General features: G+C 72.9%; 24 protein-coding genes. 12 read left to right on the forward strand and 12 right to left on the reverse strand.

What is annotated here, in order from left to right; all coding sequences use genetic code 11:
• Nucleotides 1–21 precede the first annotated feature (21 nt).
• Genes ACFV9J_RS18805 through ACFV9J_RS18815 form a run of 3 tightly spaced genes read right to left on the reverse strand, consistent with a single transcriptional unit; the run spans nt 22 to nt 3,285 of the window.
• Nucleotides 22–1,197 carry an anhydro-N-acetylmuramic acid kinase gene (locus ACFV9J_RS18805; RefSeq protein WP_385355704.1) on the reverse strand — a complete coding sequence of 392 codons (1,176 nt, stop codon included), beginning with the start codon at nt 1,195–1,197 and terminating at the stop codon, nt 22–24.
• Nucleotides 1,198–1,234: 37 nt separating this feature from the next.
• Nucleotides 1,235–2,806, reverse strand: a complete 1,572-nt coding sequence (locus ACFV9J_RS18810; RefSeq protein WP_385355706.1) for a sodium:solute symporter — start codon at nt 2,804–2,806, stop codon at nt 1,235–1,237.
• A gap of 8 nt (nt 2,807–2,814) precedes the next feature.
• The gene (locus tag ACFV9J_RS18815) at nt 2,815–3,285 is read right to left on the reverse strand and encodes a hypothetical protein (protein ID WP_385355708.1); all 471 of its coding nucleotides are present in this window, start codon (nt 3,283–3,285) and stop codon (nt 2,815–2,817) included.
• A gap of 285 nt (nt 3,286–3,570) precedes the next feature.
• Between ACFV9J_RS18815 and ACFV9J_RS18820 the strand changes: the two genes are divergently transcribed.
• Entirely contained in the window at nt 3,571–4,515 is a 945-nt protein-coding gene (locus tag ACFV9J_RS18820; RefSeq protein WP_385355710.1) for a MurR/RpiR family transcriptional regulator, read from the forward strand.
• Between the two features lie 7 nt (nt 4,516–4,522).
• Here ACFV9J_RS18820 and ACFV9J_RS18825 read toward each other — a convergent pair whose 3' ends face one another.
• Both ACFV9J_RS18825 and ACFV9J_RS18830 read right to left on the reverse strand, forming a co-directional pair.
• On the reverse strand, nt 4,523–5,737 hold the full coding sequence (locus ACFV9J_RS18825) for an alanine--tRNA ligase-related protein (RefSeq protein ID WP_385355713.1): 1,215 nt from the start codon (nt 5,735–5,737) through the stop codon (nt 4,523–4,525).
• A 282-nt stretch (nt 5,738–6,019) separates the two neighbouring features.
• Entirely contained in the window at nt 6,020–7,456 is a 1,437-nt protein-coding gene (locus ACFV9J_RS18830; RefSeq protein ID WP_385355715.1) for an amidase, read from the reverse strand.
• A gap of 127 nt (nt 7,457–7,583) precedes the next feature.
• Here ACFV9J_RS18830 and ACFV9J_RS18835 point away from each other — a divergent pair, with 127 nt between their 5' ends.
• The gene (locus tag ACFV9J_RS18835; RefSeq protein ID WP_385355717.1) at nt 7,584–8,171 is read left to right on the forward strand and encodes a TetR/AcrR family transcriptional regulator; all 588 of its coding nucleotides are present in this window, start codon (nt 7,584–7,586) and stop codon (nt 8,169–8,171) included.
• A 67-nt stretch (nt 8,172–8,238) separates the two neighbouring features.
• Here the strand turns inward: ACFV9J_RS18835 and ACFV9J_RS18840 are convergent, their stop codons facing one another.
• Complete coding sequence (locus ACFV9J_RS18840) at nt 8,239–9,177, reverse strand: LysR family transcriptional regulator (RefSeq protein WP_385355719.1); 939 nt, start codon at nt 9,175–9,177, stop codon at nt 8,239–8,241.
• A 153-nt stretch (nt 9,178–9,330) separates the two neighbouring features.
• On the opposite strand from ACFV9J_RS18840, the gene ACFV9J_RS18845 reads away from it, so the two are divergent.
• Entirely contained in the window at nt 9,331–10,197 is an 867-nt protein-coding gene (locus tag ACFV9J_RS18845) for an endonuclease/exonuclease/phosphatase family protein (protein WP_385355721.1), read from the forward strand.
• Between the two features lie 7 nt (nt 10,198–10,204).
• On the opposite strand, the gene ACFV9J_RS18850 is transcribed toward ACFV9J_RS18845, so the two are convergent.
• On the reverse strand, nt 10,205–11,626 hold the full coding sequence (locus ACFV9J_RS18850) for a M1 family metallopeptidase (protein ID WP_385355723.1): 1,422 nt from the start codon (nt 11,624–11,626) through the stop codon (nt 10,205–10,207).
• A 121-nt stretch (nt 11,627–11,747) separates the two neighbouring features.
• Here ACFV9J_RS18850 and ACFV9J_RS18855 point away from each other — a divergent pair, with 121 nt between their 5' ends.
• Nucleotides 11,748–12,869: an ABC transporter substrate-binding protein gene (locus ACFV9J_RS18855; protein ID WP_385355726.1), complete on the forward strand. Its 1,122-nt coding sequence runs from the start codon at nt 11,748–11,750 to the stop codon at nt 12,867–12,869.
• A gap of 23 nt (nt 12,870–12,892) precedes the next feature.
• Here ACFV9J_RS18855 and ACFV9J_RS18860 read toward each other — a convergent pair whose 3' ends face one another.
• A complete protein-coding gene (locus ACFV9J_RS18860; RefSeq protein WP_385355728.1) occupies nt 12,893–14,053 on the reverse strand; it encodes a serine hydrolase domain-containing protein in 1,161 nt (386 codons plus the stop codon).
• Between the two features lie 166 nt (nt 14,054–14,219).
• Here ACFV9J_RS18860 and ACFV9J_RS18865 point away from each other — a divergent pair, with 166 nt between their 5' ends.
• Nucleotides 14,220–14,594 carry a VOC family protein gene (locus ACFV9J_RS18865; RefSeq protein WP_385355731.1) on the forward strand — a complete coding sequence of 125 codons (375 nt, stop codon included), beginning with the start codon at nt 14,220–14,222 and terminating at the stop codon, nt 14,592–14,594.
• A gap of 34 nt (nt 14,595–14,628) precedes the next feature.
• On the opposite strand, the gene ACFV9J_RS18870 is transcribed toward ACFV9J_RS18865, so the two are convergent.
• Complete coding sequence (locus tag ACFV9J_RS18870; protein ID WP_385355734.1) at nt 14,629–15,315, reverse strand: alpha/beta fold hydrolase; 687 nt, start codon at nt 15,313–15,315, stop codon at nt 14,629–14,631.
• A 193-nt stretch (nt 15,316–15,508) separates the two neighbouring features.
• Here ACFV9J_RS18870 and ACFV9J_RS18875 point away from each other — a divergent pair, with 193 nt between their 5' ends.
• Together ACFV9J_RS18875 and ACFV9J_RS18880 are read left to right on the forward strand one after the other, a co-directional pair.
• Nucleotides 15,509–16,489, forward strand: a complete 981-nt coding sequence (locus tag ACFV9J_RS18875; RefSeq protein WP_385355736.1) for a helix-turn-helix transcriptional regulator — start codon at nt 15,509–15,511, stop codon at nt 16,487–16,489.
• A gap of 33 nt (nt 16,490–16,522) precedes the next feature.
• Complete coding sequence (locus tag ACFV9J_RS18880; RefSeq protein WP_385355739.1) at nt 16,523–17,206, forward strand: 2-phosphosulfolactate phosphatase; 684 nt, start codon at nt 16,523–16,525, stop codon at nt 17,204–17,206.
• Between the two features lie 3 nt (nt 17,207–17,209).
• On the opposite strand, the gene ACFV9J_RS18885 is transcribed toward ACFV9J_RS18880, so the two are convergent.
• The 3 genes from ACFV9J_RS18885 to ACFV9J_RS18895 form a co-directional block, all read right to left on the reverse strand.
• Entirely contained in the window at nt 17,210–17,860 is a 651-nt protein-coding gene (locus ACFV9J_RS18885) for a YceI family protein (protein ID WP_385355742.1), read from the reverse strand.
• 178 nt (nt 17,861–18,038) lie between these two features.
• Nucleotides 18,039–20,450 (reverse strand): SCO7613 C-terminal domain-containing membrane protein, encoded by a 2,412-nt coding sequence (locus ACFV9J_RS18890; protein ID WP_385355744.1) that lies wholly within the window; start codon nt 20,448–20,450, stop codon nt 18,039–18,041.
• 85 nt (nt 20,451–20,535) lie between these two features.
• Entirely contained in the window at nt 20,536–20,889 is a 354-nt protein-coding gene (locus ACFV9J_RS18895) for an ATP-binding protein (RefSeq protein ID WP_385355746.1), read from the reverse strand.
• 267 nt (nt 20,890–21,156) lie between these two features.
• On the opposite strand from ACFV9J_RS18895, the gene ACFV9J_RS18900 reads away from it, so the two are divergent.
• From ACFV9J_RS18900 to ACFV9J_RS18920, 5 genes are all read left to right on the forward strand, one after another.
• On the forward strand, nt 21,157–22,029 hold the full coding sequence (locus tag ACFV9J_RS18900; RefSeq protein WP_109032366.1) for a helix-turn-helix transcriptional regulator: 873 nt from the start codon (nt 21,157–21,159) through the stop codon (nt 22,027–22,029).
• The gene (locus ACFV9J_RS18905; protein ID WP_385355747.1) at nt 22,026–22,295 is read left to right on the forward strand and encodes a DUF397 domain-containing protein; all 270 of its coding nucleotides are present in this window, start codon (nt 22,026–22,028) and stop codon (nt 22,293–22,295) included. Before ACFV9J_RS18900 ends, ACFV9J_RS18905 begins: the two co-directional genes overlap by 4 nt.
• The gene (locus tag ACFV9J_RS18910; RefSeq protein ID WP_385355748.1) at nt 22,292–23,107 is read left to right on the forward strand and encodes an SAM-dependent methyltransferase; all 816 of its coding nucleotides are present in this window, start codon (nt 22,292–22,294) and stop codon (nt 23,105–23,107) included. Before ACFV9J_RS18905 ends, ACFV9J_RS18910 begins: the two co-directional genes overlap by 4 nt.
• A gap of 43 nt (nt 23,108–23,150) precedes the next feature.
• Nucleotides 23,151–23,909 carry an IclR family transcriptional regulator gene (locus ACFV9J_RS18915; RefSeq protein WP_385355749.1) on the forward strand — a complete coding sequence of 253 codons (759 nt, stop codon included), beginning with the start codon at nt 23,151–23,153 and terminating at the stop codon, nt 23,907–23,909.
• 86 nt (nt 23,910–23,995) lie between these two features.
• On the forward strand, nt 23,996–24,400 hold the full coding sequence (locus tag ACFV9J_RS18920) for an STAS domain-containing protein (protein ID WP_385355751.1): 405 nt from the start codon (nt 23,996–23,998) through the stop codon (nt 24,398–24,400).
• The last annotated feature ends 22 nt before the right edge of the window (nt 24,401–24,422 follow it).

Genomic DNA, 24,422 nt, shown 5'->3' on the forward strand with positions numbered 1-24,422 from the left:
TGTCCCTGCCCCCAGAAGTGCTCAGGGCCCGCCGACGACGCGCAGCACCCGGGGCGGCTCGCCGGCGGGCTCGGGCAGCCGCAGGGGCTCCCGCCCGGGCGTGATGCTGCCGAGCAGTGACGCCCGGCGCGCACCCGTCCCCGAGGGGATCGCGCCGGGCAGGCCGTTGACGGTCAGGAAGCCCAGGAGGGCGAAGGCAAGTGCCTCCTTGGCGTCGGACGGCAGCCCGAGCGCGTCGCTGGAACCGAGGGCCACCCCGGGCAGCTCCTCGGCGATCATGCCCATCAGCACGGGGTTGCGCGCGCCACCGCCGGACACGACGAGCCGCGTCACGCCGTGCGCCCGGCAGGCGTCGGCCACCGTGACGGCGGTGAGCCGGGCCAGGGTCGCCAGGACGTCGTCGGGTTCCGCCAAGGGAGCCGCCGCGAGCGCCTCCAGCAGATAGGGGAGGTGGAACCGCTCCTTGCCGGTGCTCTTCGGAGCCGGCCTGCCGTAGTACGGGTCGTCAAGCAGCACCCGCAGCAGCCCCGGATCCACCCGGCCGGCCCCGGCCCGGCGCCCGTCCTCGTCGTAGGCGGCCGCACCGCCGGTGAAGTGCCGTACGGCGGCGTCCATCAGCGCGTTGGCCGGGCCGGTGTCGAAGGCCAGCGGCCCGGCGCCGGGGGCGACGACGGTGACGTTGGCGATCCCCCCGAGGTTGAGGGCGGCGGGGACGCCGGGCAGCGCCGCCATGGCCAGGACGTCGGTCATGGCCACCAGCGGCGCCCCCTGACCGCCGGCCGCGACGTCCCTGCCGCGCAGGTCGGACACGACGGGCAGACCGGTCGCCTCGGCGATCCAGGCAGGCTGGCCGAGCTGGAGGGTGCCGCGCACGGCGCCGTCCTCCACCCAGTGGTACACGGTCTGTCCGTGCGAGACCACCAGATCGGCGGCGCCGCGGCACAGCTCGCGCACCGCCCGCACGGCCACGTCGGCGAAGGCCTGCCCGATGCCGGTGTCGAGCCGGGCCACGGTCCCGACCGTCGCCGCCGCCGGGGGCAGGCTGTCCGCGATCAGGTCCCGCAGCCGGTCCGGGTAGGGGGCGGAGAGATGGCCGAGCGGGCGCAGCACCAGGGCCTCGCCCCGCAGTTCGAGGTCCGCGGCGGCCGCCTCGATGGCGTCGTAGGACGTGCCTGACATCAGGCCGATCACACGCACGATGTACTCCTGCGAGGGTTGAGCGGGCGGGACGAGGTCAGTTCCGGCCGGCCGTCGTGGTCAGCTGGTCGGGTCCGGCACCGGGCTCCTCGTCGAGTGCCGGGCCCGCCGAGGGCTCCGGCGCCCGGTGGAACAGGCTCAGCACACCGCCCACGAGCAGGGTGATCAGTACGCCGATCGGCACCAGCCACTGGGCCGCGATCGCCTGGGACACCGTGGTCCCGCCGGTGGTGACGTCGATCTTCACCCCGCGCACGATGTACGTCATCACGCCGATGGTGACCAGGAAGGCCACGACGGAGTCGACCTCGTTGGCCCGTTTGACCAGCCGCCCCAGCAGGAAGGCGCCGAGCAGCGCGCCGTAGGTGTAGCCCGCGATGGTCAGACCGGTCAGGTACACGTTGCCCGTGCTCGCGCTGAACGCGCAGGCGAAGACGGCCATGAGCGTCGCCCACACCAGCGTCATCCAGCGGGCGAGCCTGAGCAGCGCCTCCTCGGACGGTGTACTGCGGAAGAAGCTGTGGATGATGTCGGCGACCGTCGAGTTCGACATGGAGTTCAGCGCCGAGGACAGCGAGCCCATCGCGGCGCCCAGGATGCCGGCCACCAGCAGGCCCGAGACCACCACGGGCAGCCCGTGCAGGATGAACTCGGGGTAGAGGTTGTCCGAGCTGGACAGGCCCAGCTCCGCGAAGGACCTGCCCTCGTTGTACGACCACAGCAGCGCGCCGACGAGGGAGAACGCGGCGAACTGGACGGTGACGAAGACACCCGAGGCGATCATGGCCTTCTGGCCCTCGCGCAGCGTCCGCGTCGCCAGCACACGCTGGACGATCAGCTGGTCGGAGCCGTGCGAGGCCATGGCGAAGATGGCGCCGCCGACGATGGCCGTGGGCAGGGCGAACGGACTGGTGAGGATGTGGGCGAGGTCGAAATCGGTGTCGAAGAGCGCGAACTTCCCGGCGTCCAGGGCACGCGCGTAACCGTCACCGCCGACGTGGGCGGAGAGCACGGCCACGGCGAGGACCGCGCCGCCGAGGTAGAGGACCATCTGGATGGCGTCGGTCCAGATGACCGCCTTGATGCCGCCCAGGTACGTGTAGACCACGGTGATGAGGGTGATCACGATGATGATCGCGCGGTAGCTCGCGTGCACGCCGAACTCGTCGAGCAGCAGCTTGATCGGGATGGCGGAGGCGAACAGCCGCACGCCCTCGGCCAGGAGCCGGGTGAACACGAAGGCCACCGAGGCGAGCCCCTGCAGCTTCAGCCCGAACCGGTCGCCCAGGTACTGGTAGGCGCTGACGAAGCCGCCGCGCTTGTAGAGGGGGATCAGCACCGTGGCCACGACGACGCGTCCGACGACGTAGCCCAGGGCGAGTTCGACGTTGCCGAATCCCTGGCCGCTGTAGGCGCCGCCGGGGACGCTGATCACCGTCAGCACACTCGTCTCCGTGGCGACGACGGAGAAGGAGACCGTCCACCACGGCATGTGGCCCTCACCGACGAAGTAGTCCTTCGCCGACTTCTGCCGGCCTGCCTTCCGCAGGCCGATCCAGGCGATCCCGATCAGATAGACCACGATCACCACGAGGTCGAGCTGGCGCACGCTTGCTCCTAGACACTGGCCGGTGGGGTCGCCGGCGCGGGGAGAGGGGGGTTGGCGGCCGTCCGGCGGACGCGGACGACGAGGGAGGTGCGAGGGGTCGCGCGGTCCAGCGCCGGCAGGCGGGCCCCCTCCAGGGGGTCGCCGAGCGCGGACGTGAGCCGCACGGGGAGTCCGGGACTGCCGTCCCGTCCGACGGTCGTCGGCAGCCGTTCGAGGTCACCGAAGAGACCGGCGGCGGCGTCCAGCAGCACGGTGTCCGGGCCTCGCCCGTCGTGGGCCCGCAGGGCCGCGCGCAACCCGGCCGTGCCGATCCGGGCGCCACCGCCGTCGTCACCGAGCAGCGGGCCCCAGCCGTCGACGCCGGTGACAGCCGCCTCCCGGACGGGCAGGTCCTCCAGAAGGGCGCCCACCAGGGACCGGGCGGCCGCACGCGCCGCGGCCACGCCGTCGGGCGTCGCCAGACCGGGAGCACCTGCCACGGAGCTGACGGTCCGTGACGGGCCGGCGCCGTTCCACAGCATGGCGCGGCAACCGGTCTTCCCGAGATCTACCGCCACTACTGAAGTCATACGGCTCGCCCTTTGCCCGAGTGACCCGGCACGTCGAGAGCCACCAGGTCGTCGGTGACCGGTGCGGATCGCCGTCCGAGTATGGGAACGCCGCCCTCCGGATGTCAATAAGTAACATCCTGTTGGTCAGTGCGTAACTTTTTGACCCACCCGGGCTACCCCATTACCCTGTGCTCACCACTTCCAGGAGGGGCCATGGTCCGCCAGTCCTCGTCCCGCGTGCCGGAGCCGTCCGCCCAGGACGCCCCGCTTGCCGACATCCTCACGCGCGTCCGCGCCGCCCGGCCCTCCCTGGCCCCCTCGGAACGGCGGGTGGCCGACGCGGTCCTCGCCGACCCGGGACAGGTCGCGGAGCTGTCCATCCACGCGCTGGCGGAGCGGGCAAGCACCTCGGCGGCCACCGTGATGCGGTTCTGCCGCACGATCGGCACGGGCAACTACCCCCAGTTGCGCCTGGCGCTGGCGGCCGCCGCCGCGCGGGAGCACGCCCTGGGCGGCGAGCGGGCGGCGCAGGGTGGCACCGACATCAGTCCGACGGACTCGCTGGACCGGATAGTCAGCAAGATCATCTACAACGAGGTCCGGGCCCTGGAGGACTCGGGCGCCGCACTCGACGTCGACGCGCTGGGCCGGGCGGTGGACGCGGTGGCCAACGCCCGCAGGGTCGACATCTTCGGCGTGGGGGCCAGCGCGTTCGTCGGCCAGGACCTGCACCAGAAGCTGCACCGCATAGGCCGGATGGCCTTCATCTGGAGCGACCGGCACGCGGCGCTCACCGCGACGGCCCTGCTGGGGCCCGGCGACGTGGCCCTGGCCGTCTCCCACTCCGGGGAGACCGAGGACACCACCGAGCCCCTCCAGGCCGCGGCCGAACGCGGAGCCACCACCATCGCCCTGACCAACGACCCGGGCTCCACGCTCGCGACCGGCGCCGACCTGGTGCTGACGACCTGCGCGCGGGAAACCCCCTTCCGCTCCGGCGCGACCGTCAGCCGCATCGCCCAACTGGCGGTCATCGACTGCCTCTTCGTCGGCGTCGCCCAGCGCTCCTACGACGCGGCGACCACCGCCCTCGAAGAGACCTACGGAGCCGTCCAGCGCCGTCGGCGCCCCACGCGCCCCACGCGCCGCACCGGGTGACGGCACGTCACGACCCGACGGCCCCCACGCCTCCCGATCGCGGATACTCGCCCTCGCGCAGGCTCGTGACCAGCTCGCGCGGCAGACCGTGGGTGTCATGGAGGTAGTGGAAGTCCTCCTCTCCCAGCGGGCCCCGGAAGCGGGGCCGGGAGAGCACCTTCCGGCCGCGTTCCAGGAGCCGCCGGAACCGGCGCTCCTCCTCCACCAGCAGGCGCCGCACGAGGCCGGGGAGGCCGGGGTCGCCGTCCTGCCGGAAGTGGTCCAGGGTGTGCGTGATCAACTCGTCCGGCAGGTCGCCGAGCCCGCGCGAGGGGTCGTCCCGCCACAGCACGGTGAGCAGCCGCCGCACCAGGCGCCGCAGCACGTAACCCTGGCCGGTGTTGGACGGGCGGACACCGTCGCCGACGACCACGACGGCCGACCGGAGGTGGTCGCAGACCACCCGGAACGACGGTTCGTCCAGCGGCCACAGGGCGGGCAGCAGCCGTCGCCACGGCTCGAAGACGTCGCACTCGAACACCGACGACTTGCCCTGCAGGAGGGTGGCGAGGCGCTCCAGGCCCAGGCCGGTGTCGACATTGCGCTGCCCAAGCGGCACGAGGCGGCCGTCGTCCAGCCGGCGGTGGCGCATCATCACGTGGTTCCACACCTCCACCCAGCGGTCGTCGCCGGTGGGCGTGGACCGGGGCGGGGTGTCACCGTTCCACAGGAAGATCTCCGAGTCGGGTCCGCACGGGCCCACCGGCCCGTTGGACCACCAGTTGTCGTCCACCGTCGGCTCCACGGGAACGCCGCGCTCCTGCCACAGCCGCAGTGACTCGGTGTCCGGCCCGACCTGTTCGCCGCCCCCGTACACGGTGGCGTGCAGCAGCCCCGGGTCGACCCCGAAGCCCTCGGTGAGCAGCCGGTGGGCCCAGTCGAGGCTCAGCGAGCCCTCGTAGTCGCCCAGCGACCACGTGCCGAGCATCTCGAAGACCGTCAGATGCGTGCTGTCCCCGACCTCGTCCAGGTCCGTGGTGCGCAGACAGCGCTGTACGTTGACCAGCCGCCGGCCCAGCGGGTGGGGGCGGCCCTCCAGGTACGGGGTGAGCGGATGCATACCGGCGCTGGTGAACAGCACGGGATCGCCCGGCTCGGGCAGCAGTGTCGAGCCGGTGATCCGGCGATGGCCCTGATCCTCGTAGTACTCGACGAACGTGCTCAGGACTCGCTCGGTGTCCATGGGGTGGCTCCTTCGCTTCGAGGCGGGAGAGGCACCGGAGAACGGAACCGTGCGGTCCTCGCACCTGGGCGAAGGTGGCGGAGCGCCACGTGAACCACCGACGAACCGTTTCCGGTCGCCGGTGGGAAAGGGGGAAGGTCAGGCGGCGGCAACCGGCGAGCTGGTCGCTCGCGCGGTCGCGAAGATGTTCCTGCCGATGACGTTCATGCGTTGAGGATAACGCCCCGGGCGCGGGCGGGCACCTGGATTTTCCGCACCCGCGCCGCCCCGTCTGCCCGACTTCTATCCCGCCCATACGGCGGGGATGCGGTCGGACCACGGCTGTGCCTGTTCGAGCTGGCCGGCGAGGCGGAAGAGGAGCCCTTCGAGTCCGTAACCGGCGGCGAACTGCATTCCGATCGGGAGTCCGGTGCCGGTGTCGGCCGTCACCGGGACGGACATGGCGGGTGTGCCCGCCACGTTGAACGCCATGGTGAACGGGGAGTGGTCGTTGAGCCGTTCGATCCAGCCGAGGCCGTCGAGCGCCTCCGCGCCCTCGCCGTAGGCGCCCAGCGTTGGGGGCGCCTCCGGCAGGGTGGGGGTGAGCAGCAGGTCGTAGGTGCCGAAGTACCGCGCCAGGCCGCGGGCGACGCGGTTGCGGATCGCGAGGGCGGTGACGAACTGGGGGCCGCTGACCCGTTGCCCGTAGCGGTGGGCGGCCAGCGTCGCCGGTTCGAGGGACGAGGAGTCGACGGGCCGGCCCAGCGCCGCCGACAGTTCGTCGACCGAGGCCGCGACATTCGCGGTCGACAGACGGGCGTTGGCCAGCACGAACTCCTCCCAGCCGACGCCGAGGCCGACCGCGACCTCCTCCGTGCGGTGTCCGAGGGATTCGAGCAGCCGCACGGTGCGCTCCAGCGCCTCGGCCACCGGGGCGGCGGTGGGGCGCCCGCCCCAGGCCCGTGCGAGGACCCCGATCCGCAGCGAGCCCGGCGGGCGCGCGACTTCCTCCGCGTAGGGGCGGGACGGCTGCTCGGCGAAGTAGGGGTCGCCCGGCTCCGGGCCGCGTATCAGGTCGAGTAGCGCCGCGCTGTCCCGTACGGTGCGGCTGACACCGCCCTGGACGGCCAGGCCGTTGAATCCCTCGTCGAGAGCGGGGCCCATGGAGACCCGGCCGCGGGTGGGCTTGAGCCCGAAGAGGCCGTTGTACGCGGCGGGGATGCGCAGCGAGCCGGCGGCATCGGTCGCGTGGGCGAGGGGGACCGCTCCGGCCGCCACGGCCGCGGCCGCGCCGCCGCTGGATCCCCCGGCGCCGCGCCGGGGATCCCACGGATTGCGCGTCGGGCCGTACAGCACCGGCTCCGTGGTGATGCTGTAGGCCAGCTCCGGTGTCGCGGTGCGCCCGAGGGTCACGAGGCCCGCGCGGCGGAAGCGCCGCATCAGGAAGGAGTCGGAACGGGCGACGTGCCCGGCCGCGAGACGGCTGCCCAACTCCGTGCGCCGGCCCGCCATGGCGACCCCGAAGTCCTTGATCAGGAAGGGCGCGCCGGCCAGCGGCGTGCTGCCCGGGGCGGGCCGGTCGTCGGCCGGCCAGGTCTCCACGACGGCGTTGATCCGCGGATTGACCCGCCGCACCGCCTCGTGTGCGGCGGCCTCCACCTCGGCGGGGGTCACCTCGCCCTTGGCCACCAGTTCCGCGAGACCCACCGCGTCGTGGCGCACATACTCGGACACTTTCACTGTCACTCCTGGGGAGATCGGAAGGTACCTGTGAGTCCCACATGATACCGAGCGGTATCGAGTGGGACGGGCTGGTACCGTAGCAGAGGAGCGAAGGGCCCCATCGACCGGACATCACGGAGCAGGCATGACATCGACCGCCGCAAGGCCGGGCAGAGTGGCGAAGCTGCCGCCCCGCGAGCGCATCCTCGACGCGGCCGAGGAGCTCTTCCAGAGCGAGGGCATCCGACGCGTGGGGGTCCAGGCGATCGCCGAGCGGGCCGAGACCACCAAGATGGCGATCTACCGGCACTTCGAGACCAAGGACGCACTCGTCGCCGAATGGCTGCGGATCCTGGCCGCCGAGTACCAGGCGGCCTTCGACCGCGTCGAGGCCGAACATCCCGGCCGGCCCAGGGAGCAGATCCTGGGCCTCGCCCGCTTCATCGCCGACGGGCTGCCGGGACTCTCGCACCGGGGCTGCCCCTTCATCAACTCCCTCGCCGAGCTGCCCGACCGCTCCCACCCCGCGCGACGGGTGATCGAGGAGCACAAGGCCCGCCAGACCCGCAGGCTGGTCGGCATGTGTGCCGAGGCGGGGATGCCCGATGCCGAGCAGGTCGCGGCCCAGATCACCTTCGTCCTCGAAGGGGCGCAGGTCAGCACGCAGAACGGCAGCATCGACCGGGCGGGGGAGCGGTTGATGCGCATCGTCGAGGCGATCGTGGACCAGTAGCACGGGCCCAGCCGGATCGTGCCGGTGCCGCGGGCCTTTGGCCGGTGGGCCGGTGGTCCGGTGGGTTCTACTCCGGCCGGTCCGTCGCCCAGGAGGGCAGCCAGGTGTCCTCGGGCAGCGGGGCCAGGTTCGCGAAGTGGTTGACGACCGCCCGGAGTCCCGGGTGCGGATTCTCCCGGGGGAGGAGGAGTGAGAGCGGGTAGGCGAGGGTGGGACCCGCGATCGGGATGCGGCGCAGATCGTGGCCGGTCGGCCAGACGTACCGGTCGCGCGAGCCCACGAGGGTGGCCACGTCGTCGGAGTCGGCGAGGATGTCGAGGAGTACCTCGTTGCCGAAGTTGGGGCCCGCGGCGTCCACCCGGAGGCCGAACTCGGCGGTCAGCTGCTCGTAGAACTCCGCCCATTCGCTGCCCGGCGCGATACCGGGCACCCAGATCCGGTGCCCGCGCAGCCGGGCCGGTGTCACGGTGCGTGCGGAGGCGAGCGGGTGCCTCGGGCCGACGACGAGTTCCAGCGGGGAGTGGAAGGCGTGGATCATCCGCACCTCGGGCGGCAGCGCGGCCGGGTCGGTGACCGAGCGGAAGGAGGCGTCGACGTCGCCCGCCCGCACGGCGGCCACCGCCAGACGCGGGTCGTCGACCTTGAGCGTCACCACGTCGAGTGCCGTTCCGGGATGTGAGCGCCAGTAGTCGTGCAGGACGACGGCCTGCGCGGACCGCAGGCCGAGGACGTCGACGCGCAGCGCCCGCGAGCCTCGTCGGATCGCGGTGACGGCACGGTCGACGTGCACGACGATGTTCCGGGCGTGCGGCAGGAAGGCCTGCCCGTCGAGCGTCAGCTCGACCCCTCGGGGGGTGCGGGTGAACAACCGGACGTCCAGTGCGCGCTCCAGGGCCGCGATCCGTTTCGAGACGGCCTGCTGCGTCACGCCGAGTTCGTCGGCCGCGTGCCGCAGCTGCCCCAGCTCGGCCGCGCGGACGAACGATCGCACCGCCTCGGTATCCATGGGGGCGAGCATAGGGCTGCCCAACCCGTGGTTGTGGCTCAGGGCTCAGGCGTGGCGTCGGCCGCTCCCGGGCCGCCGGACGAGGCGTGTGCCGGGCGGTGCCCGGGCCCGCCCCGCGGTGCCATAACCTCGTCCGTGGGAACGGCGGTTGCCATGTGTGTCCACACCGAGGAGGCGGCGGTGCTCAAATGGGGCGGCTCGCGATTGCTCGTCTGCGCGGTGGCGCTGGCCTGCGTGGCACTGGTGGGGCCCAGCGCCCCCGGCGGTGCCCTGTCCGGCAGGTCGCTGCCCGTCGAGGCCGTCAAGGACGTCGTACCCGACCGGGTCATGACGTGGAACCTGTGCAACCCCTGCGACGCGAGCAACCTCGACCGGGCCGCGGAGATAGCCGCGCACGCGCCCCAGGTCATCGGCATGCAGGAGGCCTGCGCGCGTGACGTCGACAGGATCCGGGACTACCTGGAGGCCTTCCACGGGCTCGTCTACCACGTCGCACACGGATCGGTCCTGCAGGACTGGGGCCGTTGCGGGGGAGCGCCGTGGAATCCCGGGGGCTTCGGCCAGGCCATCCTCTCGGCGGCACCCATCACGGACGCGGTCGACGTCGAGTACCCCGACGGCGGCTCCGAGGACCGCGGATACCTCGCGGTCACCACGGAGGTGGGCGGCCGGTCCGTCCGGGTGTTCAACACGCACCTCGCCCAGCGCCGTCAGGAGGAGTTCAGGACGGACCAGGTCCGCGTACTCGCCAAGGAAGTCGCCCGGCACGAACGCGCCGTAGTCGTCGGCGACTTCAACGCCGTACCGGAAGCCTCCGAACTCGACCCCATGTGGTCCCTGGCCACGGACGCCGATCCGCAGTGCCACCCCGCGCCCGTCGGCACCTGCGAGCCGACCACGGACTGGCAGAGCAAGTTCGACTACGTATTCCTGCGCGGCGTCGCCCCGCGCGAGCACCGCGTGGCCCGTACGGCGCACTCGGACCACGACATGCTGTACGCCGACCTGGACGTCACCTGAGGCCCCGTCACCGGATGCGGTGGCTCTCCCAGAAGGGGCCGAGGTCCTCGTCCGTCATGGACTGCGCGGCCCGCTTGAAGTCCTCGGTGGTGGAGACGCCGTACCAGTGGTCCCGGGCGTAGCGCTTGAGGAGCCGGGCCATGGTGTCGGCGCCGAGGGTGCGTTCCAGGTCGGCCAGGGCGCAGGGGCCGGCCGTGTAGACGAGGTGGTACTCGCCGCGGTGCCGCGACCAGTAGTCCATGGAGGCGGTCAGTTCGGTGCCCTCGTCGGGCCAGTAGACGTCCGACCAGCAGTCGCGGGTCTCCAGGCCGTAGAAGCGGAAGTTGGCGTACTGGGCGAAGCTCTCGTCCAGCCACGGCGAGCCGTACTCGTCGTTGCCGACGATGCCGTACCACCACTGGTGCGCCAGCTCGTGGACGACGGCGTTGCCCTCCTCGGTGGTGCCGAGCAGGACGAGGCCGGGATACTCCATACCGCCACCGAACCCGCTGGTCATCACGAGATCGACCTCGCCGTAGGGATAGCGGCCGAACTCGCGGCCGAACCGGTCGACGGCGGCGACGGCTTCCGCACGGCCGAGGCGGACGCCCGCGGCGGGGGTGTCGGGTGCCCAGAACGACTTCACGCGCATACCCCCGGGCGTGGTCTGGGCCGCCGTGCGGAACGGTCCCGCGGCCCAGGCGAAGTCCCGCACGCGCTCCGCGAGGCTGAGGGTCACCGAACGTCCCGGGGCCCCTGGGCGGGTCCTGGTGCGGCCCGTCGCGGGCACCGCCATGTCCGACGGGTGGTCGAGGCGGACCCTGAAGTCACCGGCGAGGGCGTAGAAGCTCTCGCCGACGGCCACGTACGGGTCGAGGTGCCACCCCTCGGCGTCGTGCACGGCCAGCACCGGCAGGGCGTTGCCGAGGAAGCGGAAGGCACCCTCGCGGCCGAAGCGGGCATTGCGGCCGGGCACCGTGATCGAGACGTCGAAGGCCACGGACGCCCGCTCCCCGTGCGCGAGCGGCTTCGGCAGGGCGATGCGCAGGGCCGTGCAGTTCACCGTGAGCGGGTCCGCCGTCCCACCGCGCAGACCCGACACGACGACGGGCGAGGGCACGCCGGCCGCACCGGGCCCGCCGGGTGTGCCGCACCCGTCCTCGCCGTTGCCCCACAGGCGCAGGTACACCTCGCGCAGCGGCCGGTCGGACGCGTTGCGGAAGGACACCCGCTGCCGCCCGGTCCAGTGGCCGCCGTCGGCGTCGGAGCGCAGGTCCACGTCGTAGCGGGCGCGATCGGGCGTCGCCGCGGCCCCGCCGGCCCCGGCTGCCGCACCGGCCTCACCCGCCGACGTGCCCACCGCGAGGAGCAGCACGAGCAACACCACGAACAGACGACGCCCGGCCCGGTGCGACCACGGGGCGGGCAGGGACGTGCCAACCGGTGACATGACAGCGGATACTGCCACAACTCCCCGCCGACCGACACGACTTCACCGACGTCACTGGGGTCGGGGAAGACGGGCTCGCGGAGCGCATAATCGGTTGCCGTCGACGGCGGGGGCGGATGCAATGACCGGCATGGTCACCCAAGAGGCTCCGCCGGGGCGGGACGAGACGAACGGGCACGTCCGGATCGGGGCTCTCGTGCCGCTGACCCGGCCGGGCTGGGACGAGGCGGGCCGGCACCTGCTCGCCGGAATGGAACTGGCCGTAGGGGAAGTCAACGACGCCGGTGGCATCATGGGCAGACCGGTGGAGCTGGTGGTGCGGGACACCGCGGCCGATCCCCACCGGGCCGCGGCGGCCGTGGAGGAACTGGCCGGGCTGGGCGTGGCCGCGCTGGCCGGGGAGTACCACAGCGTCGTCGCGCGTGCCGCTGCCGCCAGGGCCGATGCCCTGGGCGTGCCGTTCCTGTGCGCGTCGGCCGTGCTCGACGCGCTCACCGAACAGCCGACGCCGTGGGTCGCGCGCCTCGCCCCGGCGCAGTCCCACGGCTGGCGGATCTACGCGGACTTCCTCCTCGCCGCGGGCCACCGCCGCATCGCCGCGGCCATCGACCCGAGCAGCGTGTACTGGGCGCGCGGCGCCCGCATCCTGCGGGACCGCCTCGCGCCGCACGACGGCACCGTCGTCGACATCGACGTGCGCGACTCGACCACCGCGTCGGTGTGCGACACGCTCGTCGACCGGCACGCGACCGCCCTCCTCCTCCTGGTCAGTCACCCCGAACCGGCCGTGCCGATCGTCCGCTCCGTGCGCCGGGACCGGCGCCTGGCCGGGATCATGATCGGTGCCCCGGCCGGGCAGCCGGAGTTCACCGGATGGGCGACGTCGCTGGGCGCGGACGGCGCCGCGGTGCCCTTCCTGCGCTACCTGCCCGAACGCCTGGGCCCGCTCGGCGAACGGGCCGCAACGGCCCTGCGCGAGCGGCTGGCCGAAGCGCCCTCCTTCGTCGCCTTCGAGGGCTACGACACGGTGACGGTCCTCGCCGACATGCTGCGTTCGCACGGCCCGGACCGGGCGTGGACCCCCGAATCCTGGGCGAACGTCTCGGTCGAGGGCACCCGGGGGCGGATCCGGTTCTCCCGGACGCCGGACATCGGCGTGTGGCAATGGGTCTGGGCGCCGGTGCAGGTCGTGGACCGGGATCCGGCGGAACCCGGCCGCCTGCGGGTCCTGCACACGGGCTGACGCCTCGGACCGGCGCGCTCCGGTCAGCCGTACATCGCCACGCGGTGGAAGGCCGCGAGCGCGTCGTCGATGGGATGGGGCCGCGGCCTGCCCGCCGAGTCGAGAGCGTTCCACCTCTGGAGGTTCACCGCGACGGCCATGCGGCGGCTGCCGTCGGCGCTGATCACGGCCAGCGCCCCGGCGCCCCAAGCCGTGCCGCCGTGGCCCCAGAAGGTGTCCTGACCGGGCGCTCGTGTCGGGTACAGGCCGAGACCGTACTCGATCGTCCGCCCTTCCTGGGAGACGACCGGCACGGTACGCCCCATCTGCGCCAGCGACGACGGGCTCACGATCTCGCCGGCCAGCAGCATCCCGAAGAAGCGGTTGAGGTCCGAGACGGTGGAGATCAGCGACGCCGACGGACCCACGAACGACATGTCGTACACGCTGTAGTCGCGCGGTGGGTCGATCATGCCGAACCAGGACTCGTAGAGACGCGAGTGCGGCTCGCCCACGTACGGTCCGGTGGGCAGCTCGGTGTCCCGGAGCCCGGCGCGCTCGATGACGTTCCGGGTGATGCAGCGCTCGGCGCTGCTGCCGGTCACCTCTTCCAGGAGCTTGCCCAGGAGCAGGTAGTTGGTGTTCGAGTACAGGCCCGGAGTGCCGCCCGGGGGGCCGACGGCGGGTGCGGCGAGGCCGAGTGCGATCAGTTCGGCGGGGTCGAACCGGGTGAACCGGTGGTCGTCCAGGCTCTGGGGCCCGGTGTCCGCGAAGGCGGGGAACGCCTTGAGGGACGCGTAGGCGTGGGGCAGGTACTCGGCGAGACCGCTGGTGTGGTTCATCAGCATGCGGACCGTGACGGCCTCGCCGCGTCCGTCGGGAAGGAGCCCCGGAAGATACCGGCCGATCGGCGCGTCGAGACCGATCCGCCCCTGCTCGACCTGCTGCAGGACCGCGGCGGCGGTGAAGGTCTTCGTGATGCTGCCGACCCGGTGGCGCAGGCCGGCGGTGACCGGGCGGCCGGTGTCGGCATCGGCGACCCCCGCGGCGCCCCGCCAGACCTGTTCGCCGTGCCGCACCTCGGCGAACAGGCCCGGCATCCCGGCGCGGTGGACGTTCTCGACGGCTGCGTTCAGTACCTCGGGATCCAGTGCGTCACTCACGGCAGGTGTCCTCTCCCCGGTTCCACGGCGGCTCTGCGACATACTCTTGAACCCATTATGCACGCAGTGCGTGCAACGCCAAGTGCATGAGTGGAGCGAAGGGGGAGTCCGGTGCGGCACGCCGTCGCGCATGCCCGCCGCCGCCCCGGGTAGGACGTTCCGGTACAAGGGCGTAACGCGAGGGAACGAAGAGCGAGGAGTGTCGGACGTGATTCGAAAGCTGCAGGCGGTCGCGCTGGACTGCGCGGATCCGGTACGGCTCGCGTCGTTCTACGCGGAGCTGCTCGGCGGGCGGGTGGTCGCGGATCCGGACGACTCCGACTGGCTGGAGGTGCACGACTTCGAGGGGACGCCGCTGGCCTTCCAACGGGTGGACGGCTACCGGGCGCCCGAATGGCCCGGCCAGGACCACCCCCAGCAGCTCCATCTGGACTTCGACGTCGACGACCTCGAAGGCGAGGAGAAACGGGCCCTCGCACTGGGCGCGACCGTGCTGGAGCGGACCGACCAGCTCCGCCCGGGCGCCAACTGGCGGGTCTACGCGGACCCGGCCGGCCATCCGTTCTGCCTCTGCCTCCACTGAGCCCGGACCTTGGCCCACCGGGACGCGGCGACCGTCAGTTCCCCTCGGCCGCCGCGGCAAGGATCCGGGCCAGCTCGGCAGGCTGGGTGATCATGGGCCAGTGGCCCGAGTCGATGTCCGCGTAGTCGACGCGCTTGGCCCGGGCCAGTTCCGGAACGTCGCCCGCGCTGATCCACTCCCGCGCCTGCGCGGGCGTGAACTCGGGGCACACGACCACGACCGGCACGTCGTAGCGGCGCTCGTCGGACAGTCGCACCACACCCCGGGCCACGGCCTCGGGCACCGGGATCGCGGCCGCCGCCAGCTCGCGCCGCGCCGCCTCGTCGAGGTCGGCGGCATCGGGCCCCTGGAAGGGCTCCCAGCCCGGAAAGGGCATCACACCGTCCCTGACCTCGAAGAAGTCCGCGTACGGCCGGCCGTCGGGGGTCGGGATGCCGCCGATGAGCGCGACCTTGGCCACCCGCTCGGGCCGCCGGTCGGCCGCCAGCCAGGCCAGCGCACAGGCCGCGGAGTGCCCCACCACCAGGGGCCTGCCGGGCGCCGCGTCCACCGCGGCCAGCACCGCGGCCACCTGATCGTCCAGCGTGGCGGTCCCCGCACCGTCTCCCTGCCCCGGAAGCGTGAGCGGCACCGGACGGTGGCCGAGCGACTCCAGCGCGGACGCGACGCCCTCCCACACGGATCCGTTCAGCCACAGGCCGCCGATGAGCACGATGTCCATGATCGGTTCCCTTCGTCTGCGTGGCCCCACCGTAGGAGGAGATCCGGACGATCCACTGCCGGATTGCCTCACCGACCGCCGACCGCCGACCGCCGACCGCCGACCACCAACCACCGACCGCCGACCACCGCCGCCGGACCTCCCCCGCGCCCGCGCCCGCGCCGCGCCACGCCGCGCCGACTACCCTGCTCCCGTGCCCAACGACCCCGGCCCCACCGCGCGAGCGCTGCGCGCCCTGGAGATCCTCCGGACCCGCCCCACCACGACGGCCGACGAACTCGCCGTGCGGCTGGGCGTGACGGAGCGGGCGGCGCGCCGGTACGTCGGAATCCTCAAGGAGGCGGGCATCCCCGTGGAGTCGGCCCGCGGACCGCACGGCGGATACCGGCTGGGACGCGGGACGAGACTGCCGCCCGTGCACTTCACGCAGGCCGAGGCCCTCGGCCTCGTCATGGCGGCACTCGGCGGCAGGCCCGCCCTGGCCGACGCCGACGATCTCGTCGGTACCGCGCTGGGCAAGGTCGTCAAGGCACTGCCGGAGAGCGTCGGCCGGCAGGCGGCACTGCTGCGGGAGTACGCGGCCGCCGCCCCCGACCCGTTGGCGGCCCACCCGGATCCGGCCGTCACCAGTTCCCTCGTCGAGGCCGTCGCGCACCGGCGCCGCGTGCTGCTCGCGTACCGCAGTGAGGCCGGCAACGCGTGGGAGGAGGAGGCGGACCCCTGGTCCCTCGTCGTCCGCCACGGGCGCTGGTACCTGCTGTGCCACTCCCACCGCGCCGACGCCGTCCGCACCTACCGGGTCGACCGGATCGGCGAGGTCCGGAGCACCGGCCGCGGATTCGACGCGCCGGTGGACTTCGACCCGGTGGCGGTGCTGGAGGAGAACCTGGGCACCGGATGGGAGTTCGCCACCCGCGTGGTCTTCGACGTCCCGCCGGCCGAGGTCGCCCCCTGGATCCGCCCGCCCATGGGACGGCTCGAACCGCTGGGAGACGGCTGTGTCCTTCTCGGCAGCACCCGCAACCCGGACATGTACGCGCAGGACTGGCTCGCGAGGGTGCCCTTCGCCTTCCGCATCGAAGGCGGAAAGGAACTGCGTGCTGCTGCTGCCGCCCTCGCGGAGCGTTTCACCGCGGCGGTGACGGACCACGACTCGGCGGGCCGTGCCCGGTGACAGTGCTGCCGGGCATGCGCGATCATGACCGGAATGGACACTCGTTTCGTTGGCATACCCGAGGTGGTCGAGACTCCGTCCGTGGCGGTCGTCGTCGACGTCATGCGCGCGTTCACCGTGGCAGCGTGGGCCTTCGCCCAAGGGGCGGAAAAGATCGTTCTCGCCGAGTCGCTGGACGAGGCCCTGGCCCTCAAGGAGCGCGACCCGGACCGCGTGGCGCTCAAGGACGGGCCGCTCACGCCCGGTTTCGACCTGGTCAACTCGCCGGGCCTGCTGCGCTCCGCCGACCTCGCCGGACGGACCGTCGTGCAGAAGACCACGGCGGGGACCGTCGGCGCCCTCGCGGTCAAGGACGCGTCGCTGGTGCTGTGCGCCGGCTTCGTGGTCGCGGAGGCGACGGCCCGGGTGCTCGGGACACGCGCCGCCGAGCACGTCACGTTCGTGGTCACCGGCGAGGACGGCCGGGCCGAGGAAGACCTGGCGTGCGCCCAGTACATCGCGCGCAGGGCAACCGGGCGCGGTGCGGACGCCGCCGGGTTCCTTCGCCGTGCCGCCGCCTCGCGCGCCGCCACCGAGCTGGCGCGGGGCGTGCGGCAGGGCGCCCACGCCGATGACGTCGCCCTCTGCCTCGAACTCGACCGGTTCCCCTTCGCCATGGTCGCGGCTGAGGAGGACTCGCTCATGGTCCTGCGCCCGTGCGCCGCGCCCCGGTCGTAGGGTTCAGGAGGAGCGGATCGCGGAGATGTCGAACTGCAGGCGGACCTTCTCGCTCACCATGCTGCCGCCTGCCTCGAGCCGCTGGTTGTAGACCAGGCCCCAGTCCCTGCGGTCGATGGTGGTGGTTCCGTCGAAACCCGCCCGCTCGTAGCCGAAGGGGTCCACGACCGAGCCGAGGTAGTCCAGTTGGAGTTCGACGGGGCGGGTCGTGTCCCGGATGGTGAGGTCCCCCGTCATGCGGAAGCTCTCCGCGGACTCCTGGGCGGTGGAGGTGGAGCGGAAGGTCATCTCCGGGTGGCGCCGCGCGTCGAAGAAGTCCTTGCCGACGAGGTGGGCGTCCCGTTGTTCCACGCCGGTGTCGACGCTGGCCACGCGGATGACGAGGTCGGCCCGGGACTCCGAGGGGCGGGCTCCGTCGAAGTGGAGCGTGCTGTCGTAGTCGGTGAACGCCCCGCGGACCGTGGTGACCATCGCGTGCCGCACGGAGAACCCGATCCGGCTGTGCGGGCGGTCGATGGTCCATCGCCCGGTCAGCGCGCGAAGGGCCGGGTCGGGCGTGGCGACCGCTGTCGCGGACCGCGCGGCGAACGGGTCCTGCCCGGCGGCCGACGGCTGCTCGACGGTGGCGGTCTGGCGGCGGCTGAAGATACCCATGAGTCGGCCCTTTCGAATGCGATCACTTCGTGTTACCACGAAGCCGGTCAATGGCCCACGGCAAGATGGGTGGCCTCGTCCGGGTTCCATGACCCCGGCCGCAAAGCTGCACGGGTCGGACACGAGGCCCCTCGCTCGCGCACACGCAGACCCGGCGACCTGGTCCGCCGGACAGGTCCTAGCCGAGCCGCCCCAGTGCCTCCCTCAGGCGCCGGGCGTCCCGCAGCCGTTGCTCGTAGGTGGCGCCGAGGACCAGCAGCACGAGACCGGCGAGGGCGGGAGGAGCCCAGCGGGGGAGCGCGCCGACGACCTGGGTGAGGTACGGGGCCAGTTCGTGCAGCGCCACCAGCGCGAGCACAGCCGGGCCGAGGACCAGTGGCGCCTGGAGCCGGTGCCGGGCGCCCGCCAGCGTCACCGCGAGCGCGGCGACGCCGAGCGCCAGCGGACGCAGCCAGTGCTGGTCGTCCCAGGCGGCGAGCAGACTCGGCACCAGGGTGACGGCCAGCCCGGAGCCGTACGCCGCCCACGACGACACCGCGGCATCCCGGCGCCGGCGCAGAAGTCCGAGGACCAGCACGGGTCCGGTCACCGGCAGGGTGTAGGCCTCCGGAGCGGCGACGTCCCACGCCGCCAGGCGCACCCAGGTGGCCAGCAGGAACAGCGCGGCCGCCGCCCAACCGGCCGCCCGCCGCTCCGGGCGCAGCGCGGTGGCCGCCGCGACGGCACCGCAGAGGGAGAGCACCAGGGCGAGCATCGTCGGCTCCGGCACGGCGAGCGCGAGCGCGAGCAGCCCCGCGGCCGCACCCGCCACCTCGACCGGTACGGTGGCGCGCGACCGACCCGTCCGCGACGCGATCAGGGCGGCGACGGCGGGCACGACGAGGACCAGCAGCGCCGTGTGGTGCGGCGGCCGGCCCGCCGACGCACCGATCGCGCAGGCCAGAGCCGTGGCGTGGCAGAGGGCGGCGGGCGCCGTGAAGGGCGCGGGCCCCGGGCGGAGCCCGGCGGCGGCGAACAGGACCGTCAGGGTCGCGAGTACGGCGATCGTCGCGGGCTCGGAGGCCGCCGAGGCGAGGGCGAGGCTCACCGAGGCGACGAGCGCCAGCAGGAGGGCCGTGAGGGCCGGCGGCGACAGCCGCTCGTCGGCGCGGCCGGACCGCACCGCGAAGGACAGGGCCGCCGCGACCACGACCGCATGCGTCACCAGACCGGCCGCGTAAGGCAGTTGGAGTACCGCCGGGAGGACGAGGAGGGCCGCCCAGCCGAGGACCAGCGCCCCCACCGTGAACGCCGGGCGCCGGGCCCCGCGGCGTCCGGCCACCACCAGCACCGCGGCCACCACGGCGAGGACCAGCGGCGCGGTGCCCGCGTACGGCGGCCGGGGCAGGCCCGCGAACACGGCGTCCCGGAAATCCTGCGGCGTACCGGACCAGGGCCGCGCAACCCGGACCGCCGGACCGAGGACGCATCCGGTGACCAGGGGGAGCGTCCACAGCACCGCGAGGCCCTGAACCGCCGCCGAAGCGCGCACCAGTCCCTGCCGCAAGGGCCGGTGAAGGGGCGTTCGCTCCGCCGCCAGCAGGGCGATCGCGCAGGCCAGGCACCCCGGCACCGTCCACTCGCCGGGCACCGTCGCCCGCAGCACCCCACCGGCCCCGGCGACCACGCACAGGCCGGCCGCGAGGGCGGCGCCCATGGAGACTTCCGGACGGGGAACGAAGCGGCCGGCCACCAGCGCGAGCGCCGCCGCCACGAGCAGGAGCGCCGCCGCCCGTGCGGCCGGGCCCGGGCCGGACGCGCTCCAGCAGAGCCACCCGGCCGACAGCACACCGGCGGCGCCCGTGCCCAGCGCGCCGGTGACGGCGACGATCCGCACCGGCAGCGGCGCGGCGCGCAGCGCGACAGCGGTGCCGCCGGCGGCGGTCACCAGCGACACCGCCGTGAGCGTGTACGGACCCGCTCCGACGGCGACCGCCCACAGGAGCAGGGGCAGATGGGCGGTCGCCACGGCGAGCGGGAGGGGATGCCGGAGCCCGAGGCACACGCCGTACACGGCCCACAGCGTCGCCAGGACGGCGGACGCGGTGGCCGTGTACCCGACACCGTCCGTGCCGGTGAACGCCACCTCGTGGAGCGCGTAGGCGTCGAGGACGGTCAGGGCGGTCCCGAGAGCGGCCACCGCCTCGGCCGTCGACCTCAGCCCGCGCCGCAGCAGCGCCACCGGCACACCGAGCGCCCCCGCGGTCAGCGCACCGAGCACCAGAGCGCGGCCCGCGATCCCCAGGTGACCCCAGCTGACGAGGGTGAACGCGATCGCCGCGATCGTCAGCAGTACGCCACCGAGCACCAGCAGCACGTTCTGCACGCCGGGCGCGGTGGCCTCCGGACGGCGTGCGGCGGTACCGGTGCCTGCGGACGGTCCCACCGGCGCCGCCCCGGGACCGAGGGCGGGCTGCCGGGCGGCGCTCGCCCGCAGCGTGTGGACCAGCCACGCCCGGCGCCGCAGCAGGGCGGCGCGGCGCAGGTCGAGTTGCCGCAGCTCGGCGTCCAGGAACCGCAGCTCCTCGGCCGGGGGCGGAAGATTCGTCATGCCTCGGAGTGTGGTCCTCGACACGCGTCGGGACATGAGCGCGCATACTCAGCTCGTACTCAGGGGCGCGGTGCCCCGGTGCGGGTCAGAAGTCGACCCGCAGAACCGCCCAGACGGTGTTGCCCCCGGTGCGGCCGGACCGGGCCGTCCCCCACGAGTCGGCGAGCTGCTGCACGATCAACAACCCCCGGCCGCTCTCGTCCTGCGGGCCGGAGCCGCAACCGGCCGGGCGGGCCGAGGTCCGCCCGTCGTCGTGCATCTCGATCCGCAGCTGCTCGTGCGGGGTCAGCGACAGGCCGCACAGCATGTGGTCGCTGCCCGAGTGGAGCACGGCGTTGGTCGCCAGTTCCGAGACGAGCAGCACCGCGTCGGTGCACACGTCGCCGGGGAGCCGCCAGGTGCGAAGCTGCCGGCGGACCGTGTCGCGCGCCGTCCGCACGCTGATCCGGAGCGAGGGAAGGCCGAACCAGTGTTCCAGGCCGGGGCGCGCCGGTGGTAACAGTCCGGGTGAAGGGCTCGTGTGGGGGGTCACGGTGATCGCCTTCCAGTGAGGACGGGCGCGATGCTCACGAACGCAACTATGCTCGCCGTCGAGTTCAGCCTGCAACCGGATCCCTGATAATTTCAGAAAGACCCGTTCAGTCTGGTGTCGTCATCAAGTCGCTGTCACAATGGCGCCGGTGACAGCCCATCAGGAGGTGGGGGCGTGAGTGAAGCTCGGTCCGGCGCGGGCACCAGCGCCCCGACGGTGCTGCGCATGATCCTGGGGCGCCGGCTCCATGACATGCGGCAGAGCGCGGGTGCCTCATTGGCCGACGCCGCCAAGGCACTCCGGGTGACACCCCTGACGATCCGCCGGCTGGAGAAGGCCGAAGTCGCCCTCAAACCCCTGTACGTCGAGAAGCTCCTGCAGACCTACGGCACCGGACAGCAGGAGATCGACGAGTTCGTCGCACTCGCCGAGCAGGCCAACAAACCGGGCTGGTGGCACGCCTACCGCGACGTGCTGCCCAACTGGTTCACCGCGTACGTCAGTCTGGAGACCGGTGCCGGCACGCTGCGCACCTACGAACCCCACTACGTCACCGGGCTGCTCCAGACCCCCGCCTACGCCCGCGGCGTCCTGGGCGGAGGCTTTCCGAACGGCTCCGACGAGGAGCTGGAGCGCCGCGTCGGCCTGCGGCTGCGCCGGCAGAGCCTGCTGGAGCGGGAGAACGCGCCGACCCTCTGGGTGGTCATGGAGGAAGCGGTCCTGCACCGGGTCGTCGGCGGTCCGGAAGTGATGCGCGAGCAGATCGACCGGCTCCTGGAGGCGTCCGAGCTGGAGCACGTCAGCATCGACATCCTGCCCTTCGCCGTCGGCGCCCACGTCGGGGCCTGCGCCCCCTTCACCTACTTCCGGTTCGAGGAGCCGGAGCTGCCCGACGTCGTCTACAGCGAGATCCTCTCCGCGTCGATGTACCTGGACGAACGGGCCGACGTCGTCGCGCACCTGGAGGCGCACAACAGGATGTCGCTGCTCACCTCGACCCGGGCCAGCACGGCACTCCTGAACCGCATGCGCAAGGAGTACTCATGAGCACCACCGATGTCCCCGTCCACAACGGGATGCCCGCCCGCGACCTCGGCGAAAGCGGCTGGGAGCGCCCGTGGAGCGGCCCCAACGGCGGCCAGTGCGTGGAGACCAAGCAACTCGACGACGGCCGCATCGCCGTGCGTCAGTCGACGGACCCGGCCGGCCCCGCACTCATCTACACGCGCGAGGAGATCGGCGCGTTCGTCCGAGGAGTCAAGCAGGGCATGGCCGACCACCTGACGGCCGGCCGCGGGAAGGAAACGCGATGAGCAGCACCCGGGGCGCGCGGGGCCTCGACACCAGCAGGCCGCACTCGGCCCGCATGTACGACTTCTACCTCGGCGGCAAGGACCACTTCCCGGTCGACAAGCAGGCGGCGGAAGCGGTCGCCGAGGCCTACCCGGGCATCTTCACCTGCGCCCGGGAGAACCGCGCCTTCATGCACCGTGCCACTCGGGTACTGGCACAGGAGCACGGCATCCGGCAGTGGCTGGACATCGGCACGGGCATCCCCACCGAGCCGAACGTGCACCAGGTGGCACAGTCCGTGGTCCCCGAGGCCCGCGTGGTCTACGCCGACAACGACCCGCTCGTCCTGAAGTACGCCGAGCGCCTCATGCGCAGCACCCCGCAGGGCCGCACCACCTACATCGAGGCCGACGTCAACGACCCCGGCGCCCTGCTGAACGCGCCCGAACTGGCCGAGGTGCTGGACCTGTCCCGGCCGGTCGCCCTGTCGCTGAACGCCCTGATGCACTTCATCACCGACGCCGGCGACCCGTACGGCATCGTCGACCGGCTGATGGCGGCCCTCCCGGCGGGCAGCGCGCTCGCGCTGAGCCACTGCACGCCCGACTTCGACCCGCCCACCTGGGAGAAGGTCACCGACATCTACACCGGCGCGGGCACGCCGGTGCGGTTCCGCTCGCAGAAGGACGTCGCCCGCTTCTTCGACGGGCTCGACCTCCTCACCCCCGGCGTCACCGTCGGTCACCGCTGGCGACCGGACCTGCCCGCCGGCCCCGACGCCCCGACCGACGCCCAGGTCAGCCTGTGGGCCGGGGTCGGCATCAAGCCGTAGCGCGCACTTGCCGGACCCCTGCGGTGGGGCGCAGTGTGGAGGGGTGAGCGGTCAGGAGGGCCCCACGCTCATCTCCTCGGTGCGGCGAGCCTTTCGCCTGATGGAAGCCGTGGGCGCCCACGAGAGCGGCGTACCGGCCAAGCAGCTGGCGCGCGAGACGGGTCTGGCCCTGGGCACCACCTACCACCTGCTGCGCACCATGGTCCACGACGGTTATGTGCGCAAACTCGAGGACGGCACGTTCGTCCTGGGGGAGCGGCTGGGCGCGCTGCACGCGGGAAGCCGCGACCAGACGGCGCTCAGCAGGGTCCGTCCCACGCTCACCGAGCTGCGCGACGACCTGTCGGCCGCGGCGTACCTGACCCTCTACGAGGACGGCGAGATCAGGGTCGCGGAGATCGTGGACGGCCCGAAGGCGCCCCGGGTGGATCTCTGGGTCGGCTTCGAGGACGCGGGACACGCCACGGCGCTCGGCAAGAGCGTGCTGCGCGAGCTGGACGCCGAGGCCCGCGCCGACTACCTCTCCCGCCACGCGATGAACGATCTCACGCCGCGCACCATCACCTACCGCGCCCAGCTGCTGCGGAGCCTCGACGCCTCCCCGCGGGGCCCGGCCGTGACCGACCTGGAGGAGTACCGTCTGGGCACCGCCTGCGTCGCGGTTCCCGTCCGCCGGGGCGACACCATCGGATCGCTCGGCATCTCCCTGGACATCAACCGCACGGCCTGCCTGGACGACGCCGTGACGACGCTGCTCGCCACCGCGGAACGGGTGTCCCGGGGGCTCTCGCTCACCATCTGAAAACCGGGCTCTTGTGGCATCGCGGCCGCACCGCGTTTCCTGGATGAGACGGGCAAATCGGGCACGGTCGCAAGGAGAACCGGAACGTGAGTGAGCAGGGCGTCGCAGGGCCGTACGGGCAGGTCGGCTGTCAGGTGGCGAACGGCTGGACGGTCGTCCGGGCGGACGACGAGATCGACATCGCCTTCGCGCCGCTCGTCCGGGCCGAGGTCGGCCGGCGCCTCGCCGAGGGCCACCGGCACTTCGTACTGGACCTGTGCGACACGCCCTTCATCGACTCCATGGGCCTCGGCATGATCGTGGCCGTGACCAAGCTCATCCGGACTCATCACGGGTCGTTGCGGATCGCCTGTGCGGACCGGCGGCTCCTGCACGTCTTCGCGCTCGGCGGCCTGGGCGCGGTCTACTCCTTCCACGACTCCGTGGACCAGGCCGTCGCGCAGCCTCCCGGCGCGGAGGGACTGGCCGGCTGGCCGTACGTGCGCGACTGACGCCGCCGTCACCGCACGCCCC

The organism is Streptomyces sp. NPDC059906 (assembly GCF_042730645.1).
Lineage (GTDB): Bacteria > Actinomycetota > Actinomycetes > Streptomycetales > Streptomycetaceae > Streptomyces > Streptomyces rubrogriseus.